Raw genomic sequence first — 17,205 nt, 5'->3', positions numbered from 1 at the left:
CGGCTGCCGTAGCCACCGCGCCACCACCACCCCCGCCGAGGGAAAAGCCGCCGAGGCTCTACCAGGCCGCGGCGTGGGTGGTGATCGTTGCCGGCGTCATCTTCATCGTCTGGTCGATCTTTGTCGCCGGCGCCCTGGTTTTCGGGTACGGCAAGTGTTATCACCATCGCCACCACCATCACGGCATGTTCATGCCGGCCGGTCCGGGTGGCCCCGGCCCGGGGCAGGGATGGCAGTTCGGATTCCCCGGACCCCCTCCCCCTGGCATGGGCCCTGGCATGGGTCCCGGCATGGGCCCTGGGTTCCCCGGCGGTCCGGGCGGTCCGGGTGCCGGCCAGATGGGTCCGGGGGCTCCGCAGACGCCCAGCAGCCCCAGCCCCACCACGGCGCCGTCGCGGCCATAACTGGTTCAGCGAACAAGCGCATACTGGGTCATGTGACCAACCTGGCGCGGGACAACCGGCCCGGCGTCCCATCGCGGGATGCCGGGCCGTGCTGTAGCAGGTCGAAAGTCCTTGGCGCCCAGCATGATCTGGCCTAGTTGCGTCACTAAAGCGTATTGCCGTGCAATCCAATAAGTTTCGTTGAACCCGCCCAGTCGACGAGGAGACACCGATATGACCGAGCGCTACACCACCACCGACGCGGGCAGTCCGGCTCCCAGCGACGACCAGTCGCTGACCGTCGGCCCCGACGGCCCCATCCTGCTGCAGGACCACTACCTGATCGAGCAGATGGCCATGTTCAACCGGGAACGCATCCCGGAACGTCAGCCGCACGCCAAAGGCGGCGGCGCGTTCGGCCGCTTCGAAGTGACCAATGACGTCAGCAACTACACCAGGGCCGCGGTGTTCCAGCCCGGCGCCAAAACCGACACACTGATCCGGTTTTCCACCGTCGCCGGCGAGCGCGGCAGCCCGGACACCTGGCGGGACCCGCGCGGTTTCGCCGTGAAGTTCTACACGTCGGAGGGCAACTTCGACATGGTCGGCAACAACACCCCGATCTTCTTCATTCGCGACCCGCTGAAGTTCCAGCACTTCATCCGCTCCCAGAAGCGCCGGGCGGCAAACAACCTGCGCGACCACAACATGCAGTGGGACTTCTGGACCCTCTCACCCGAGTCGGCCCATCAGGTCACCTGGCTGATGGGGGATCGCGGCATTCCGAAGACCTGGCGGCACATGAACGGCTACGGCAGCCACACCTACAGCTGGATCAACGCCGCTGGCGAGATCTTTTGGGTGAAGTACCACTTCATCACCGACCAGGGCATCGACTTCCTGACGCAGCAGGACGCCGACCGGCTGGCCGGTGAGGACGCCGACTACCACCAGCGGGATCTCTACGACGCGATCGAGCGGGGCGAATTCCCCAGCTGGACACTCAAGATGCAGATCATGCCGTTCGAGGACGCCAAGACCTATCGGTTCAACCCCTTCGATCTGACCAAGGTATGGCCGCATCGCGACTATCCCCTGATCGACGTCGGCAAACTGACGTTGGACCGCAACGTCACCGACTATCACACCGAGATGGAGCAGGCCGCATTTGAACCCAACAACATCGTGCCCGGCACCGGATTGAGCCCGGACAAGATGCTGCTGGCGCGCGGGTTCTCCTACTCCGATGCACACCGGGCCCGACTGGGCACCAATTACAAGCAGATTCCGGTCAATTCGCCGAAGGTGGAGGTCAACAGCTACTCCAAGGACGGCGCGATGCGGATCCACAACGTCACCGATCCGGTGTATGCGCCCAACTCCTACGGCGGCCCGCAGGCCGATCCGGCGCGCGCGGCCGAAGTGCGCTGGATGGCCGATGGCCCAATGGTGCGTGCCGCGTACACGTTGCGTTCCGACGACGACGACTGGGGACAGGCCGGCACCCTGGTCCGCGACGTGCTCGATGACGAGGCCCGGGAACGCTTGGCCCACAACATCATTGGGCATGCTTCCAAAGGTGTGCAGGAGCCAGTGCTGTCACGGGTGTTCGAGTACTGGCGCAACGTAGACCCCGATCTGGGCAAGAAGGTGGAGGAAGGCGTGCGGGCCCGGCTTCATGGCAAGGCCTGAGCGGATGCGCAACGCGGTGCTGAGCCTGGCCCTTGCGGGCTGGGCAGCGGGCTGGGTGGCAGCCCCCGCAGCTCCGATTGCGGCGGCTCACCCGTCAGAGCCGGGGGTGGTGAACTACGCCATCCTGGGCAGGGGATCGGTCGGCAATATCGTCGGCGCGCCGATGGGTTGGGAGTCAGTGTTCATCGACCCGTTCCAGGCGTACGCGGTCGACCTCCCGGTGTGCAACAACTGGGCCGACATCGGGCTACCGGAGGTATACAACGACCCCGACCTGGCGTCGTTCAACGGGGCCATCACCCAGACATCCGCCACCGACCAGACCCACTATGTCAAGCAGGCGGTCGGGGTGTTCGCCAGCAACGACGCGGCAGACCGGGCGTTTCACCGGGTCGTGGACCGAACCGTGGGTTGCTCGGGTCAAACCACCGCGATGCACCTGGACAACGGGACCACGCAGGTGTGGTCGTTCGACGGCGGCCCGCCGGGCCCACACGACGCGGCGTGGACCAAACAAGAAGCCGGCACCGACCGGCGTTGCTTCAATCAAACCAGGCTGCGCGAAAATGTGTTGCTGCAAGCCAAGGTCTGTCAGTCCGGCAACGGCGGTCCCGCGGTCAACGTCCTGGCCGGGGCAATGCAGAACCTGCTGGGTCAGTAGCCGCCCGCAAATGTGGGTACTCATCTGAACCGGGCATCGAAAAGCGGACGGGAATATGTCGGGGCGCTCTGGAAGATGAGATGGTGGCGGCTATCGTTCTCGATAGCTGCGCAGGCCCCGGAGGAATCGTGATATGACGTTTGCCCCCAGCACTGCCGCGGCAGCGCAGCTGGACAGCGCCGGTGACAGCGATAGCGAGATCGCCTCGCTGGAAGCCGCGGGGGAGTACGTCGCCGACGGCTGCCTCGTCGACGGTCCGCTCGGGCGGGTCGGGCTGGAGCTGGAGGCGCACTGCTATGACCCCGCGGATCCGTTTCGCCGACCCGGTTGGGACGAGATCAGCGACGTCCTGGACTGGGTGAGCCCGCTGCCCGGCGGCAGCGCGGTCAGCGTCGAACCCGGCGGCGCGGTGGAACTGTCGGGTCCGCCGTGCGACGGCGTGCTGGCGGCCATCGACGCGATGAACCTCGACCAGGCCGTGCTGCGTCCGGCCTTCGCCGACGCCGGCCTGGGCCTGGTGTTCCTCGGCGCCGACCCGCTGCGGCCGACGAAGCGGATCAACCCGGGCCCGCGCTATCGGGCCATGGAACAGTTCTTCGCCGCCAGCGACTCCGGGGCAGCCGGCGCGGCGATGATGACGGCGACCGCTTCCATCCAGGTCAACATCGACGCCGGGCCGCAGGCCGATTGGGCGTCGCGGGTGCGACTGGCCCACGCCTTGGGGCCGACGATGATCGCGATCGCCGCCAATTCCCCGATGCTCGGTGGCGAGTTCTCCGGTTGGCGGTCCACCCGGCAGCGGGTGTGGGGCCAGATGGATGCGGCCCGGTGCGGGCCGATCCTGGGCGCCAGCGGCGACGACCCCGCCACCGACTGGGCGCGTTACGCCCTGAAGGCGCCGGTGATGCTGGTGCACAACCCGGATGCCGTGGCGGTGACCCACTACGTCCCCTTCGCCGATTGGGCCGACGGCACGGTGTTGCTGGGTGGCCGCCGCCCGACCACCGCTGACCTGGACTATCACCTGACCACGTTGTTCCCGCCGGTGCGGCCCCGGCAATGGCTGGAGATCCGCTACCTCGACAGCGTGCCCGACACGTTCTGGCCGGCTCTGGCCTTCACGGTGGTCACCCTGCTCGACGACCCGGCGGCGGCGGAGCTGGCCGCGGAGGCCGTCGAACCGGTCGCCACCGCCTGGGACGCCGCTGCCCGCGTCGGCCTGGAGGACCGGCGGCTCTACGCGGCGGCCAACCGATGCGTCGCCGTCGCCGCCGAACGGGCGCCGACGCAGATCGCCGACGCGATGCAGGTGTTGATCGCCAATGTCGAGCAGGGCCGCTGCTGCGGTGACGACTTCGCCGACCGGGTCGTCGAATCCGGGATCGCGCCAGCGGTAGCGCGGCTGGCGCGAGGGGAAGCGTGACAACACGCGAAAGGCTGGCCCGCGATCTGGAGCGGGCCCGGACGTTGACGTTGCGCCTGGTCGATTTCGACGACGCGGAGCTATGCCGCCAATACGACCCGCTGATGAGCCCGCTGGTGTGGGATTTGGCGCACATCGGTCAGCAGGAGGAGTTGTGGCTGCTGCGCGGCGGCAACCCGGATCGCCCTGGGATGTTGCCGCCGGCGGTCGAGGGCCTCTACGACGCATTCCAGCACTCGCGCGCCAGCCGGGTCGAGTTGCCGTTGCTGTCTCCGGACCAGGCGCGAACCTTCTGCCGCACCGTGCGCTCCGCGGCCCTGGACGCACTGGACGCCGTGCCGGACGGCCGGCCCGACGACGCTGGCTTTGCCTTCGGCATGGTGGCCAGCCACGAATACCAGCACACCGAGACGATGCTGCAGGCGTTGAACCTGCGCCCCGGCGCGCCGCTGCTGCGGGAGACGTCCGTGCTGCCGGCCGGGCGGCCCGGCGTGGCCGGGACGTCGGTGCTGGTGCCGGGTGGGCCGTTCGTGCTGGGTGTGGACGCCGAGACCGAGCCGTACTCGCTGGACAACGAACGCCCGGCCCATGTCGTCGACGTGCCGGCCTTCCGGATCGGCCGGGTTCCGGTCACCAACGGCGAATGGCGACAGTTCGTCGACGACGGCGGCTACACCCAATCGCGGTGGTGGTCCGATCGCGGTTGGCAATACCGCCGGAGTGCCGGCCTGACCGCCCCACAGTTCTGGAATTCCGACGGGCGAACCCGCACCCGGTTCGGCTACCACGAAGACCTTCCGCCCGACGAGCCGGTGCAGCATGTCACCTACTTCGAAGCGCAGGCCTTCGCGGCGTGGGCCGGCGCCCGGCTGCCCACCGAGGTGGAGTGGGAAAAGGCGTGCGCATGGGATCCGGTGACCGAGTCTCGGCGCCGCTACCCGTGGGGCTCGCAGCAGCCGTCGGACAGGCACGCCAACCTCGGTGCCGCGGCGTTGCGCCCGGCGCCGGTGGGCGCCTACCCGGCCGGCGCCTCGGCCTATGGCGCCGAGCAGCTGCTGGGGGATGTCTGGGAGTGGACCAGCTCGCCGCTGCGGCCCTGGCCCGGATTCGTCCCGATGATCTACGACCGGTACTCCCAACCGTTCTTCGACGGTGACTACCGGGTGCTGCGCGGCGGATCCTGGGCCGTCGAGCCGGCCATCCTGCGGCCCAGCTTCCGCAACTGGGATCACCCGTACCGCCGGCAGATCTTCTCCGGCGTCCGGCTGGCCTGGGACGTTGAGGAGCCGGCCTGATGTGCCGTCATCTGGGTTGGCTGGGCACCGAGGTGACCCTGTCGACGCTGGTGCTGGAGCCGCCGCAAAGCCTGCTGGTGCAGTCCTATGCGCCGCGCCGGCAAAAGCACGGCCTGATGAACGCCGACGGTTGGGGCGTCGGCTTTTTCGACGCGGGGGTGCCGCGGCGGTGGCGCAGCGCGTCACCGTTGTGGGGCGACATGTCATTCGCGTCGGTCGCGCCGGCGTTGCGCAGTCATTGCGTGGTCGCCGCGGTCCGCTCGGCGACCGTCGGGATGCCGATCGAAATCAGCGCCACCGCACCGTTTACCGACGGACAGTGGCTGCTGTCGCACAACGGCGTTGTTGACCGCGCCGTGCTGCCGCTGACCTCGTCGACCGAATCTGTCTGCGACAGCGCGGTATTGGCGGCCACCATCTTCGAGCGCGGTTTGGACGAACTGGCCGGAACTATCGTCGAGATAGCTGCCGCCGACCCGCTCGCCCGGCTGAACATACTGGCCGCCAACGGATCTCGGTTGCTGGCCACCACCTGGAACGAGACGCTTTCCATGCTGCAACGCCCCGACGGGGTGGTGCTGGCCAGCGAACCCTACGACGACGACGCCGATTGGGCCGACGTACCGGACCGCCACCTGGTGGAGGTCACCGCGGACGGGTTCACTTTGACCGCCTTGGACGCCACGAAAGGACCTTGATGACGCTGTCGCTGTCCAACCACCTGTCCGAGGACTCCGCCTACCTCGCCTTGTGCCGCGACGTATTCGACGGCCTGCAAATGACGCCAAAATCGTTGCCGCCCAAGTGGTTCTATGATTCGGTGGGCAGCGATCTGTTCGACCAGATCACCCGGTTGCCGGAGTACTACCCGACCCGCGCCGAGGCCGGTATTCTGCGAGCCCACTCCGCCGACATCGCCGCCGCCAGCGGGGCCGACACCCTGGTCGAACTCGGCAGCGGCACCTCGGAAAAGACCCGGATGTTGTTGAATGCGTTGCGCGATCGCGGTTCGCTGCGCAGATTCGTGCCGTTCGACGTCGACTCGGGAGTGCTGTCGGCGGCCGCGAACGCTATCAAGGGCGAGTACCAGGGCATCGAAATACACGCTGTATGTGGTGATTTCGAGGAACACCTGGCTGAGATTCCCGTCGGCGGCCGACGATTGTTCGTGTTCCTGGGCTCGACGATCGGCAACCTGACACCCGGTCCGCGGACGGAATTCCTGGCGACCCTGGCCGGCGTGATGCAGCCTGGCGATAGCCTGCTGTTGGGCACCGACCTGGTCAAGAACCCCGAGCGGCTGGTCAGGGCCTACGACGACGTCGCCGGCGTGACCGCCCGGTTCAACCGCAACGTCCTCGCGGTGATCAACCGCGAACTGGATGCCGATTTCGACCTCGACGCCTACCGGCACGTCGCCCGGTGGAACGCCGCCGAGGAGCGGATCGAGATGTGGCTTCGCGCCGATCGCCGGCAACGGGTGCGGGTGGGCGCACTCGAGCTGACCGTCGACTTCGCCCCCGGCGAGGAGATGCTGACCGAGGTGTCGTGCAAGTTCCGGCCGGACGGCGTCGCGGCCGAGCTGGCCGCGGCGGGGCTGCGTCGCACCCGGTGGCGGACCGACGACGCCGGTGATTTCGGCTTGTCGCTGGCCGTGAAGTGAGCACCCTGGCGAAGCGGTGGCGGGCGGCTCGCCCGCCGGTCGCGGGCCTGCACCTGGACAGCGCCGCCTGCTCGCGGCAAAGCTTCGCGGTCTTGAACGCCACCGCCCGGCATGCGCTGCACGAGGCGGAGGTCGGCGGGTATGTCGCCGCCGAGGCCGCCACCGCCGTGCTCGACGCGGGACGCGCCGCAGTCGCCACGCTGTGCGGCATGCCGGACGCGGAGGTGGTGTTCACCACCGGGTCGCTGCACGCTCTGGATCTGTTGTTGGGCAGCTGGCCGGGCGCCCACCAGACATTGGCCTGCCTGCCCGGTGAATACGGGCCCAACCTGGCCGTGATGGACGCCCTCGGGTTTGAGGTGCGCTTCCTGCCGACCCTCGACGACGGCCGGCTGGCGCTGGACGACGCGGCGTTCGAACTGGAGGAGGATCCGCCCGATCTGGTGCATCTGACCCCGGTGGGCAGCCATCGCGGCACCGTGCAGCCGCTGGCGATGATGGTCCGGCTGTGCCGTGAGTTGGGCCTGCCGGTGGTCGTCGACGCCGCACAGGCGCTGGGGCAGGTGGACTGCGCGGTAGGCGCCGACGTCACCTATTCATCGTCACGAAAATGGCTCGCCGGGCCGCGCGGTGTCGGGGTGCTGGCGGTGCGCTCGGAGTTGATGCAACGGCTGACTCCGCGGCTGCCGCTGCCGGACTGGGCCCCGGCAATGTCGGTGGCGCAGCGCCTGCAGCTCGGTGAGGCCAATGTGGCCGCGCGCGTGGGCTTTTCAGTAGCGGTCGGCGAACACCTGAGCTACGGGCCGGAATTGATCAGGGCGCGCCTGGCCGAGCTTGGCGGCCTCGCCCGGACCCTGCTGGCAGACGTGGACGGCTGGGTGGTGGTCGAACCGGTCGACGAACCCAGTGCCATCACCACGTTGGCCGCGGTCGACGGCCCCGATCCGGCGGCAGTGCGGGCCTGGCTGCTCGCGGAGCGGGGAATCGTGACGACCTGCGCCAATGTGGGGCGAGCGCAGCAGGAACTGACGGCGCCGGTGCTGCGGATCTCACCGCACGTGGACACCACCGCCGACGACCTTGAGGCCTTTGCCGAGGCGCTGATCGCCGGCACCGCGGCAACGTCGGGCTAGGCCGCGTGACGGGTCAGCCGGCCTTGTGCGCGCTCAGCAGATAGGCCGGCAACATCATCCGGTCCTTCTCGTCGCGCGGGTGCGGCGGCATTTCGAACGGCGCTCCGGGAACCTGCGGCACATTGGCATGGATGAACGCGGGCCGGATCTCATCGATCTCCCAGTACTTGCTCACCGCGTCTCGCAACTCGTCCTCGTCGACCTCGTTGGGTCGGGCTTCGAATTCGGCCGGGAACGCCCCCTTGGCGAACACCAACACGTAGTAGCGGGCGCCCGGCGCGGCCGCACGATGCACCGAGCGCAGGTAGCCGTCGCGCCCCTCCACCGGCAGCGAATGAAACAACGTGGAGTCGAGCACCGTGGCAAAGCGGCCCTCGGAGCCGTCCGGATAACCGGCGAAGTCGGTGATGTCGGCCTGCACGAAGCTGGCCGTGCTCAGCCCCCGCTCCTGGGCGGCCTTGGTGGCCGCCGCGACGGCCGTGGGCGTGATGTCGATGCCCACCACGGTGTAGCCCTCCGCCGCCAGCGCCAGCGACAATTCGGCGAACCCGCATCCGGCGTCGAGCACATCGCTGCGGACCTTCCCGGCCGCGATCAACGCCGCCAATTCCGGCTGCGGCTCACCGATATTCCACGGCGGCGGGCCCTCGAACACGCCCTGCTGCCGGTATGCGCCGTCCCAGTCCATTACCTCAGAAGTCATGGCTCCCAACCTACTCACCCCAGGTGTGCACCGGCTCGTTGGCGTGCATGTGCTTGCAGTAGCGGCGCAGCATCTCGGCCAATGCCGCGCGCCGGTTCATCCCGCCGTCCTCCAGCCCGCGCACCGTGGCGACTTGCCAGGTGGCGCCGTTGCGGCCGACGCTGGCCCGGCCCTCGATGACCCCCAGGAACCGGTCGCGCACCTCGGCGTCGACACCCCACCGCCGCAGTCCATCGTGAGCCATCGGCAGCAGCGTGGTCAACACCAACTCCCGCGTCGGCACCTCACCCAAGCCGGGCCAGTGCATCAGGGCATCGATGCCGTGCCGGGCTGCTGCGAAGAAATTCGCTTGTGCCGCAGCGAAACTCATCTGGGTCCAGGGCGGTTGCTCGGCCTCGGCCAGGCTGCGCAGCACGCCGTAATAGAACGCCGAATTGGCCAGCATGTCCAGGACGGTCGGTCCGGCCGGCAACACCCGGTTCTCCAGCCGCAGGTGCGGCCGTCCTTCGCCGGCCACCTCCGAGACGTCGTACACCGGCCGATTCCACCGGTACACCGTGCCGTTGTGCAACCGCAATTCCGCTAGCTGCGGGACCCGTCCGGCCGCGAGCTCGGCGACCGGATCCTCGTCGGACACCTCCGGCAGCAGCGACGGAAAGTAGCGGATGTTCTCCTTGAACAGGTCCAGGATGGAGCCGATCCACCGCTCGCCGAACCACACCCGCGGCCGCACGCCCTGGGTCTTCAGCTCCTCCGGCCGGGTGTCGGTGGATTGGGCGAACAGTTCGATGCGGGTTTCCGACCAGAGCCGGTGGCCGAAGAAGTAGGGGGAGTTGGCGCCCAGCGCAAGCTGTGGGCCGGCCAGCACCTGGGCCGCGTTCCAGTGGGCGGCGAAATCGGCAGGAGCCAGCTGCAAATGCAATTGCATACTGGTGCAAGCTGATTCGGGGGCAATCGAGGCGGCCTGCCAGCTCAACGGCTCCGGGCCGGAGATATTGATCGGGATGTCCTCACCGCGGGCGTCGAAGATCGATTCGTTGAGCGCGACGTAGCGGGTGGATTCGCTCATCCAGCCCTCGGTCAGATGCTCGGGCATCAGCGTGGGCAGGATGCCGATCATCACGATGTGGGCGCCGTCGGAACCGGCCTTTCGCTCTGCGTCGTTGAGACTGGCCCGCACGTCCCGTTCCAGATCCAGGCCGGTACGCCCGGACAGCAGTCGCGGCGGCACATTGAATTCGATGTTGTAGGCGCCCAATTCGGTCTGGTAGGCCGGATCGCCGATCGCGTCCAGCACCGACCGATTCGACATGGCGGGCTGGTAGTCGCCGTCGACAAGGTTGCATTCGATTTCCATCCCGGTGAGCGGCAGGTCGGAATCGAAGCTGCACTGGGAAAGCATCGTTTCAAAGACGTCCAGACAGACTTGCACCTTGCGCCGGTATTCCCGCCGGTGTGTGCGGTCATACGTGGTGCGCTTGACCTCTTCGCCCACAACGCCGATGCAACCGGTTTACCGCCCGCCGCGCAAGTGCGACCCGGGTAGCCGCGGATCGGTACCCATCATGGACGATTAACCCCAGTGTTCGATGTCACGTTTAGGAGTGCAGTTGGCCGAGTCCTCAGAGTTCATAGCCGCCATCGATCAGGGCACCACCAGCACCCGCTGCATGATCTTCGATCATCGGGGCGCCGAGGTGGCCCGGCACCAGCTCGAGCACGAGCAGATCCTGCCCCGCGCCGGGTGGGTCGAGCACAATCCGGTGGAGATCTGGGAGCGCACCGCCTCGGTGCTGATGTCGGTGCTCAACGCGGCGGATCTGTCGTCCAAAGACATTGTGGCCCTGGGGATTACCAATCAGCGAGAGACGACTCTGGTGTGGAACAAGCACACCGGCCGGCCGTACTACAACGCGATCGTCTGGCAGGACACCCGCACCGACCGGATCGCGGCGGCACTGGAGCGCGACGGCCGCGGTGAGGTGATCCGCCGCAAGGCCGGGTTGCCGCCGGCGACCTACTTCTCCGGCGGGAAGTTGCAGTGGATCCTGGATAACGTCGACGGGGTGCGCGACGCCGCAGAACGCGGCGATGCGTTGTTCGGCACCCCGGACACCTGGGTGTTGTGGAATCTGACCGGCGGGCCGCGCGGCGGGGTGCACGTCACCGACGTGACCAACGCCAGCCGGACCATGCTGATGAACTTGGAGACGCTGGACTGGGATGACGAACTGCTGTCGTTCTTCGACATCCCGCGCGCGATGCTGCCGGCCGTCGAGCCGTCGTCACCGCTGCAGCCGTACGGTGTCACGCTGGACACCGGGCCGGTGGGCGGCGAGGTGCCGATCACCGGTGTGCTCGGTGACCAGCATGCGGCCATGGTCGGTCAGGTGTGCCTGGACGCGGGAGAGGCCAAGAATACCTACGGCACCGGCAATTTCCTGCTGCTCAACACCGGCGAGACCATCGTACGATCGCAGAACGGCCTGCTGACCACGGTGTGCTACCAGTTCGGCGACGCCAAACCCGTTTACGCGCTTGAGGGTTCGATCGCGGTCACCGGTTCGGCGGTGCAGTGGCTGCGCGATCAGCTCGGCATCATCAGCGGCGCCGCACAAAGCGAGTCGCTCGCTCGTCAGGTTCCCGACAACGGCGGGGTGTATTTCGTGCCGGCCTTCTCCGGATTGTTCGCTCCCTATTGGCGATCCGATGCCCGCGGCGCCATCGTGGGGCTGTCGCGATTCAACACCAATGCGCATCTGGCCCGCGCGACGCTGGAGGCCATCTGCTACCAGAGCCGGGACGTGGTCGACGCTATGGAAGCCGATTCCGGTGTGCGCCTTGAGGTTTTGAAGGTCGACGGCGGTATCACCAGCAATGACTTGTGCATGCAGATCCAGGCCGATGTGCTCGGCGTGGACGTGGTGCGGCCGGTCGTCGCCGAAACCACCGCGCTGGGCGCGGCCTATGCGGCGGGTTTGGCGGCCGGGTTCTGGACGGACCCGTCGGACCTGCGGGCCAATTGGCAGGAGGACAAGCGCTGGACGCCGCAGTGGACCGACGAGCAGCGCGCCGCCGGGTACGCGGGGTGGCGCAAGGCGGTGCAGCGAACCCTGGATTGGGTCGACGTGTCGTAGATAGGGGCTGGCTCGGGCTGAAGTTCGTGACAAAGCAAGCCGCACTAGATTGCCGGCGATGGAATCGTCTACCAGTGAACTTCAGGCCAGCGGTGCGGGCCTGCACGCGGAAGCCGGCTGGTGTGTGGCCTTGGCGGGCAGACTGGCTGGCAACGGCGCGCCGACAGGTGTGGGCTCGACATGGCTGGCAAGCCACGCAGTGGTCATTGGCTCCAATGCGGGGTCGCCGCGGCCGGAGTCGAGTGCACGGCGCGGGTGCAGCAGACGGCTGCGAAACTCGCCGCCGCAGCCACCGGCTACGTCGACAATGAAGCTCGTTCGGCGGCACGGTTCCAGGTGAGGATTTCGCTTACTACCGGCCGCAGTGCCCAATACGCACAGACCCTCGCTGACGAGCTCGCGGATCATGCTCAACGTCAATTGCTGAACTTCGTGTACCGGCCGCCGCGGCCCGGTGTTTGTAAGGAATGACGAGTGCACCTCGCTAAGTGAAATCCAGTCCTGCAGGCCCGCGATGAGCAGGCCCTCCTTGATCCAGTCATGCTCGGTAGCAGCGCCCATCACTCACGTTTCCTTTTCTGGGGTGACGGTCATGCAACGCATTCTTCCAGTCGAACCAGTATCAGAGCTGACGCTGATCGCCCACGCGGGGGCCAAGGCCCGACGTCGCCCGCGGTCCTGGCGGAACTGCTGACGATGAATAGCGGGTCGAGTCACAATGGGTTTCCTGTCTAGCCAAGCCATGAAACCGACGCTCAACGATAGATTCGCATAAAAGCTGTCCACACCGACCACCAAGACCGGTCAGTCCTCGCCGAGAATGCCGTAGATCTCGCGGCGCGCATTGTTGAGGATGTCGACGATGCGTTGCTGCTGCTCGACGCCGGCGGCATGCGCCGCTTGCATGACCGCGCCGATCAGCTGGCCCATGGCCCGGCGCAATTCGAGGTGTCCCGGCGCGACGCCGTCGGCGATCTCCTCCCACGGCGGAGTGTCGATCTTCTCGGCGGCCGCCCGGCCCTCGTCGGTCAGCTCGAAGAGCTTCTTGCTGCCGTCGGCCGCGCCGGCGGTGATCAGGCCCTCATCGTCGAGTAGCTGCAAGGTCGGGTACACCGAGCCGGGGCTGGGACGCCACAGGTCATTGCTGCGCTCGGCGATCTGCTGGATCATCTCGTAGCCGTGCATCGGCCGTTCGCTCAGCAGCACCAGGATGGCCGCCCGGATGTCGCCGCGGCGGCCACGGCCGCGCCCGCCGCGGCGCCAACCGCCGCGTGGGCCGCCGGGGCCGAAGCCGAAGCCGAACCCCGGGCCGAAACCGGGACCGAACCCCAGCGGTCCGTCGTGGTCACCGGCATGGTCGCGCAGGTTTTCGAAGAATTCACGTCGGGCCTGACGCCGGGCGCTGTGTAGCGCGCGGCGTTGTCCGGGCGGCAGGCCGGGGCCGGGACCGAAGCCGAACCCTGGCCGAGCGCCGAATGGCCCGCCGGGGGCAGTGAAAAGGTTGTCCATGTCTGTTCCTTATGTCTGTCGAAAGCGGCGCCGAAAGCTATGCCGATACAGTAACGATATATCGCGACAGAACGAGATGCAACGGTGGACCGTGGTTTGCGGTTGTCCTCGCCCGGGTAGTCCCTGAGGTCATGGACGGCAGAAATCGCCTGACGGAGACGCGTCCCAGTGGCGTGGCCGCTCCGACGCGGGGCAGTGGGCAGGCCCGCTTATGGATCACCTGGGTGCTCGCCCTGCTGACCGTGCCGGGTGCGGCAATCGTGATGTTGTTCGCTCTCGGCGCGGTGATGAGCACCGATGCCTGCAGCGAAAGCCGCTGCCCCAACCTGGGCGCCGGAATCGACTTCGGTGTCTTGTTCTACGGCGCGCCGGTGGTGGCCCTGTTGGTCATCGTCGTCTCGGTGTTCGCCGCCAAGCTCCGGTTCGGCATCGCGGTTCCGCTGGTCGGTCTGGCGCTATTGGTTGCCGACGTCGCCATCCTGGCCGTGACGGTCGCGCAGTAGCTAGCTCGGCGGCGAGAAGCTGCCGGGCGGCGGGGTGTACGGCGGCACGTCGGGCTCCGGGGGTTCCGGCCACGGAATCGCCTGTGGTTGCGGGTACATCGGCGGCTGGGCGGGCCATGGCTGGGCGGTCGGCGGCCGGGCGGGCCACGGCGCCGCAGCGTAGGGCCCCTGCGGTCCCATCGGCGGCATAGCCGGGCCCATCGGCGGACGGAGCCGTGCCAGCTCGCGGCGGTGCCGTTCGGCAAGCACCGCGGCGAGCACCAGCTGCGGCGGAACGCCCGGCGGGGGCGGTGGCGCCACCCGGGACAACACCTCGCCGGCGATCCGGTATGCCATCTGCTCGCGCAGCGGCGGATCCAGTTGCGGTGCCCGGGAAAGGAATTGGCGCGCGAGTTCGGCCTGTCCGGCGGTGAGCCCGGACAGCTGCAGCGACGACGCCCACCACGCCAGCGACGGCGGCATGGCCGGCGGCGGCCCCAGGCGCGGAGCACGCTCGCTGACGACGATGGTGCCGGCGAACATGTCACCGACGCGCTTGCCCTTCGGCGACACCATGCTGCAGATCACGGCCGGGCTGCCCAGCAGCATCCAGATCTCCACCACCGACGCCAACGCGCGAAACAGCGCCTGGCGAAAGCGTTCCGGGCCCCCGTCGTCGGATACCACGCGCAGGCCCATCACGATCTTGCCCACCGACCGGCCCCGGGTCGCGGTCTCGATGGCCACCGGGTAACCGACGAACGCCAGCACCGTGAACATGATCAGGAACGCAATGGTCAACGCCGCGTCCAACTGGCTCAACGCGGCCGCCCACAGCATCAGCCCGAGCAGGTAGCCGATGAAGATCACGGTGATGTCGATGATCGCGCTCACCGCACGCACCGGCAGCTGGGCGATCTGTACATCGAGCACCACCGCATCCCCGGTCACCACCTCCGACATACCCGGAACGCTACAGGTTTTGCGACCTGCCGCTTGCCCCAGTGAGTCATTACTCGACTAGACGCCCAAGCGAGGTATCGGTGCGGTTACACATGCCAGGAGCGCCGAATGCCCAGCCGCCCCCTCCTATGCGGGTTTCGACTTTGGGATCCATCGGGTTGGCGAGAAGTCGCTGCAAAGGTCGGTATGGCACACCTGAACTACCTCCTCGAGACCTTCACGGTCCAGCACATGTGCGCGCAAATTCAGCAGCCAGGCACCGTGGGGAAGATATCCATGCACCGCCTCCTTGGTCGTACGGGATATCACCGTCTGACCGCGGTTGGCAAAGTCGCGAAGTGCTATGGCGTGGCGCATCGTCGACTGGGTACAGAACGGACCGAGCTCACCGGTATGAATCCCTATCCTGGGCTTGATCGCTGCAAGCGCAGCCCGTTGCAATTCCAGGGCGGCGGCCACGGCATCGCTGGCGTCCTCGAAAATGGCTCCGAACGTGTCGATCTCGCCAGGATCGGCAAAATATGCGCCGCGGTATGCCGCGATGGCGTCGGTTGCTTGCCGGTTCAACCGAACCACTTCGGTGGCAATGGCGTGTTCCAGTCCGTCAACGCGACTTAGCACTACTGTCACCTCCCGTGTCGATGAGAAGCAGGGCGATCCGGTAAGGCAGCTGTTCATCCTGAGTTTTCGTGATGATTGGGCCATGGCTACCATGGTCTGGCAGGATTCCGCGAAAACCATCGGCAATAGCGCTTAGCCACACCAAGATTCGCGCGTATTTGCCCAGTAGCGTTGCGTTGTAACCAGTTTGAAACATTGCGGCCCGAAGTGACGCGGACTCACATCGTTGTTGGCGGGGTCGGGTTGCTGGCGTGCTCGCAGTGAACGGGTCCCGCCTTGTGGTGACGGTCGCAAACGGCTTGTGGCACCGGTTTCGTCTGTGGCGGGCGTGTCGCGACTCCGATAGCCTCGACTGACCAACATGGCTGTCGAGTCAGCGTTCAGTCATGGTGCGGTGCGGTGGTAAGACGACCGGGGAATCGGCGCGCACCAAGGGCCAGCGCGCCCATGAGTAAGACTGCGGCTGCGGCAACGGCGAACTGGACCCCGCGGATGAACTCTTGGTCCGTTACGGCAACGACCAGCCGCTCCTGCGTTGAAGTCATTGGATGTCCGGTTCCGATATCAGCGGCGTGGGCACACGGATTTGCGCCGTCAACCACAGAAGAAATGACGGCTGCGCGTTCGGCGGGATCGCGGATCACCGTCTCGAGCTGTTGCGGCAAAGAGGCGCTGAGCCAGCCTGCGAGGATGGAGCCAAGCAGGGCTACCCCGAAGATGGCTCCCAGGGAGCGCTGCAGATTGATCAGACCCGCCGCCATGCCGGCACGGTGATCATCGACCTCGGTCATGCCGATACTCAACAGCGGTGTGGCGCACCCGCCTGCCCCCGCGCCGAACAAGGCCAGTCCGATAATCACGATTGGTATCACCTGGCCGATCGCCATCCCGAACAGCGCCAACCCGGCAATCATTGCTGTGAGACAAATGAGCAGCGGCAGCCGAGGGCCCCAGCGTTGGACTGCCTGGCCTGCCAGCAGACTGGCGATGCCGAATCCGACCGGTACCGGCAACATCAGCAGACCCGCGTGCAACGGCGAGAAGCCGCGCACGTTCTGGAAGTGCTGGGTGATGACCATCAACGTCCCGAAATAGCAGGACATTACGACGAAGTACACCAGTAGCGCCGACCGGTACACCGGGTCGGTGAACAAGCGTAGATCGATAAGCGGGAAGGCGGCGCGACGTTCGTGCTGAACAAAAAACAGCAGTAACACCATTGCCACCAGCAGCAGCGTCACGATCAACCCGGGTTGCCGATTCACCCTCGGGGCCTCGATGATCGCGTACGCGATCACCGCGATCGCGGGGGCAAACAACAGCTGCCCCGGCCAGTCGAGCTGAGTCGGATCAGGGTCTTTGGATTCGCTGACACTCAGTACCGTCAGTAGCCACACGATTGCGCCAAGAGGCACATTGACCGCGAAGACGCTGCGCCAGCCGAACTCCTCAACCAGGACCCCGCCCAATGCCGGGGCGGAACCCGCACCAATACAGCCAATGGCCATCCAGCCCGCTATCGCGCGTGCTTTCATACCCG

At 67.0% G+C, this 17,205-nt stretch carries 17 protein-coding genes; 10 read left to right on the top strand and 7 right to left on the bottom strand.

What is annotated here, in order from left to right; translation table 11 throughout:
• The 8 genes from B4U45_RS12655 to egtE all read left to right on the top strand — a co-directional run.
• Nucleotides 1–404, top strand: a 404-nt coding sequence (locus tag B4U45_RS12655; protein ID WP_244899367.1) for a hypothetical protein, incomplete at its 5' end; no start/stop codon positions are given.
• 213 nt (nt 405–617) lie between these two features.
• Nucleotides 618–2,075 carry a catalase gene (locus B4U45_RS12650; RefSeq protein ID WP_075549639.1) on the top strand — a complete coding sequence of 486 codons (1,458 nt, stop codon included), beginning with the start codon at nt 618–620 and terminating at the stop codon, nt 2,073–2,075.
• On the top strand, nt 2,062–2,736 hold the full coding sequence (locus tag B4U45_RS12645) for a sensor domain-containing protein (RefSeq protein ID WP_075549640.1): 675 nt from the start codon (nt 2,062–2,064) through the stop codon (nt 2,734–2,736). The genes B4U45_RS12650 and B4U45_RS12645 overlap by 14 nt, the downstream gene beginning before the upstream one ends.
• 133 nt (nt 2,737–2,869) lie before the next feature.
• Nucleotides 2,870–4,159: an ergothioneine biosynthesis glutamate--cysteine ligase EgtA gene (gene egtA / locus B4U45_RS12640; RefSeq protein ID WP_075549641.1), complete on the top strand. Its 1,290-nt coding sequence runs from the start codon at nt 2,870–2,872 to the stop codon at nt 4,157–4,159.
• Nucleotides 4,156–5,454: an ergothioneine biosynthesis protein EgtB gene (gene egtB, locus B4U45_RS12635; RefSeq protein WP_075549642.1), complete on the top strand. Its 1,299-nt coding sequence runs from the start codon at nt 4,156–4,158 to the stop codon at nt 5,452–5,454. Before egtA ends, egtB begins: the two co-directional genes overlap by 4 nt.
• Nucleotides 5,454–6,152, top strand: coding sequence for an ergothioneine biosynthesis protein EgtC (egtC, locus tag B4U45_RS12630; protein WP_075549643.1), 699 nt, complete (start codon nt 5,454–5,456; stop codon nt 6,150–6,152). Before egtB ends, egtC begins: the two co-directional genes overlap by 1 nt.
• Nucleotides 6,152–7,117 carry an L-histidine N(alpha)-methyltransferase gene (egtD, locus tag B4U45_RS12625; RefSeq protein ID WP_075549644.1) on the top strand — a complete coding sequence of 322 codons (966 nt, stop codon included), beginning with the start codon at nt 6,152–6,154 and terminating at the stop codon, nt 7,115–7,117. The genes egtC and egtD overlap by 1 nt, the downstream gene beginning before the upstream one ends.
• Nucleotides 7,114–8,250, top strand: coding sequence for an ergothioneine biosynthesis PLP-dependent enzyme EgtE (gene egtE / locus B4U45_RS12620; protein ID WP_075549645.1), 1,137 nt, complete (start codon nt 7,114–7,116; stop codon nt 8,248–8,250). Before egtD ends, egtE begins: the two co-directional genes overlap by 4 nt.
• 13 nt (nt 8,251–8,263) lie before the next feature.
• On the opposite strand, the gene B4U45_RS12615 is transcribed toward egtE, so the two are convergent.
• Entirely contained in the window at nt 8,264–8,953 is a 690-nt protein-coding gene (locus tag B4U45_RS12615) for a class I SAM-dependent methyltransferase (RefSeq protein WP_075549646.1), read from the bottom strand.
• 10 nt (nt 8,954–8,963) lie between these two features.
• The gene (locus tag B4U45_RS12610; RefSeq protein ID WP_075549647.1) at nt 8,964–10,448 is read right to left on the bottom strand and encodes a glutamate-cysteine ligase family protein; all 1,485 of its coding nucleotides are present in this window, start codon (nt 10,446–10,448) and stop codon (nt 8,964–8,966) included.
• 94 nt (nt 10,449–10,542) lie between these two features.
• Between B4U45_RS12610 and glpK the strand changes: the two genes are divergently transcribed.
• Nucleotides 10,543–12,090 (top strand): glycerol kinase GlpK, encoded by a 1,548-nt coding sequence (gene glpK / locus B4U45_RS12605; RefSeq protein WP_162877326.1) that lies wholly within the window; start codon nt 10,543–10,545, stop codon nt 12,088–12,090.
• An 81-nt stretch (nt 12,091–12,171) separates the two neighbouring features.
• On the opposite strand, the gene B4U45_RS29245 is transcribed toward glpK, so the two are convergent.
• Entirely contained in the window at nt 12,172–12,651 is a 480-nt protein-coding gene (locus tag B4U45_RS29245; RefSeq protein WP_241780358.1) for a hypothetical protein, read from the bottom strand.
• A 243-nt stretch (nt 12,652–12,894) separates the two neighbouring features.
• Nucleotides 12,895–13,599, bottom strand: coding sequence for a PadR family transcriptional regulator (locus tag B4U45_RS12595; protein WP_075549648.1), 705 nt, complete (start codon nt 13,597–13,599; stop codon nt 12,895–12,897).
• A gap of 131 nt (nt 13,600–13,730) precedes the next feature.
• Between B4U45_RS12595 and B4U45_RS12590 the strand changes: the two genes are divergently transcribed.
• Nucleotides 13,731–14,102 (top strand): hypothetical protein, encoded by a 372-nt coding sequence (locus B4U45_RS12590; RefSeq protein WP_083156018.1) that lies wholly within the window; start codon nt 13,731–13,733, stop codon nt 14,100–14,102.
• Here the strand turns inward: B4U45_RS12590 and B4U45_RS12585 are convergent, their stop codons facing one another.
• The 3 genes from B4U45_RS12585 to B4U45_RS12575 form a co-directional block, all read right to left on the bottom strand.
• On the bottom strand, nt 14,103–15,044 hold the full coding sequence (locus B4U45_RS12585) for an RDD family protein (protein WP_083156020.1): 942 nt from the start codon (nt 15,042–15,044) through the stop codon (nt 14,103–14,105).
• 126 nt (nt 15,045–15,170) lie between these two features.
• Nucleotides 15,171–15,749, bottom strand: a complete 579-nt coding sequence (locus B4U45_RS12580) for a nucleotidyl cyclase domain-containing protein (RefSeq protein ID WP_131808375.1) — start codon at nt 15,747–15,749, stop codon at nt 15,171–15,173.
• A 296-nt stretch (nt 15,750–16,045) separates the two neighbouring features.
• Nucleotides 16,046–17,205: MFS transporter (locus B4U45_RS12575; RefSeq protein ID WP_219859409.1), on the bottom strand; the 1,160-nt coding region annotated here is incomplete at its 5' end.

The sequence above is a fragment of the Mycobacterium persicum genome (assembly GCF_002086915.1).
Lineage (GTDB): Bacteria > Actinomycetota > Actinomycetes > Mycobacteriales > Mycobacteriaceae > Mycobacterium > Mycobacterium persicum.
Note: the sequence above shows the minus strand (reverse complement) of the source record. Positions and strands in the feature narration are given on the sequence as shown.

Excerpts from the sequence above, each read along its gene's own strand:
- B4U45_RS12580 (WP_131808375.1), bottom strand. The coding sequence starts at position 15,749 with ATGGCCCAATCATCACGAAAACTCAGGATGAACAGCTGCCTTACCGGA.
- egtA (WP_075549641.1), top strand. The coding sequence starts at position 2,870 with ATGACGTTTGCCCCCAGCACTGCCGCGGCAGCGCAGCTGGACAGCGCC.
- egtD (WP_075549644.1), top strand. The coding sequence starts at position 6,152 with ATGACGCTGTCGCTGTCCAACCACCTGTCCGAGGACTCCGCCTACCTC.
- B4U45_RS12590 (WP_083156018.1), top strand. The coding sequence starts at position 13,731 with ATGGACGGCAGAAATCGCCTGACGGAGACGCGTCCCAGTGGCGTGGCC.
- B4U45_RS12595 (WP_075549648.1), bottom strand. The coding sequence starts at position 13,599 with ATGGACAACCTTTTCACTGCCCCCGGCGGGCCATTCGGCGCTCGGCCA.
- glpK (WP_162877326.1), top strand. The coding sequence starts at position 10,543 with ATGTCACGTTTAGGAGTGCAGTTGGCCGAGTCCTCAGAGTTCATAGCC.
- B4U45_RS12585 (WP_083156020.1), bottom strand. The coding sequence starts at position 15,044 with ATGTCGGAGGTGGTGACCGGGGATGCGGTGGTGCTCGATGTACAGATC.
- B4U45_RS29245 (WP_241780358.1), bottom strand. The coding sequence starts at position 12,651 with ATGGGCGCTGCTACCGAGCATGACTGGATCAAGGAGGGCCTGCTCATC.
- B4U45_RS12645 (WP_075549640.1), top strand. The coding sequence starts at position 2,062 with ATGGCAAGGCCTGAGCGGATGCGCAACGCGGTGCTGAGCCTGGCCCTT.
- B4U45_RS12615 (WP_075549646.1), bottom strand. The coding sequence starts at position 8,953 with ATGACTTCTGAGGTAATGGACTGGGACGGCGCATACCGGCAGCAGGGC.
- egtC (WP_075549643.1), top strand. The coding sequence starts at position 5,454 with ATGTGCCGTCATCTGGGTTGGCTGGGCACCGAGGTGACCCTGTCGACG.
- B4U45_RS12650 (WP_075549639.1), top strand. The coding sequence starts at position 618 with ATGACCGAGCGCTACACCACCACCGACGCGGGCAGTCCGGCTCCCAGC.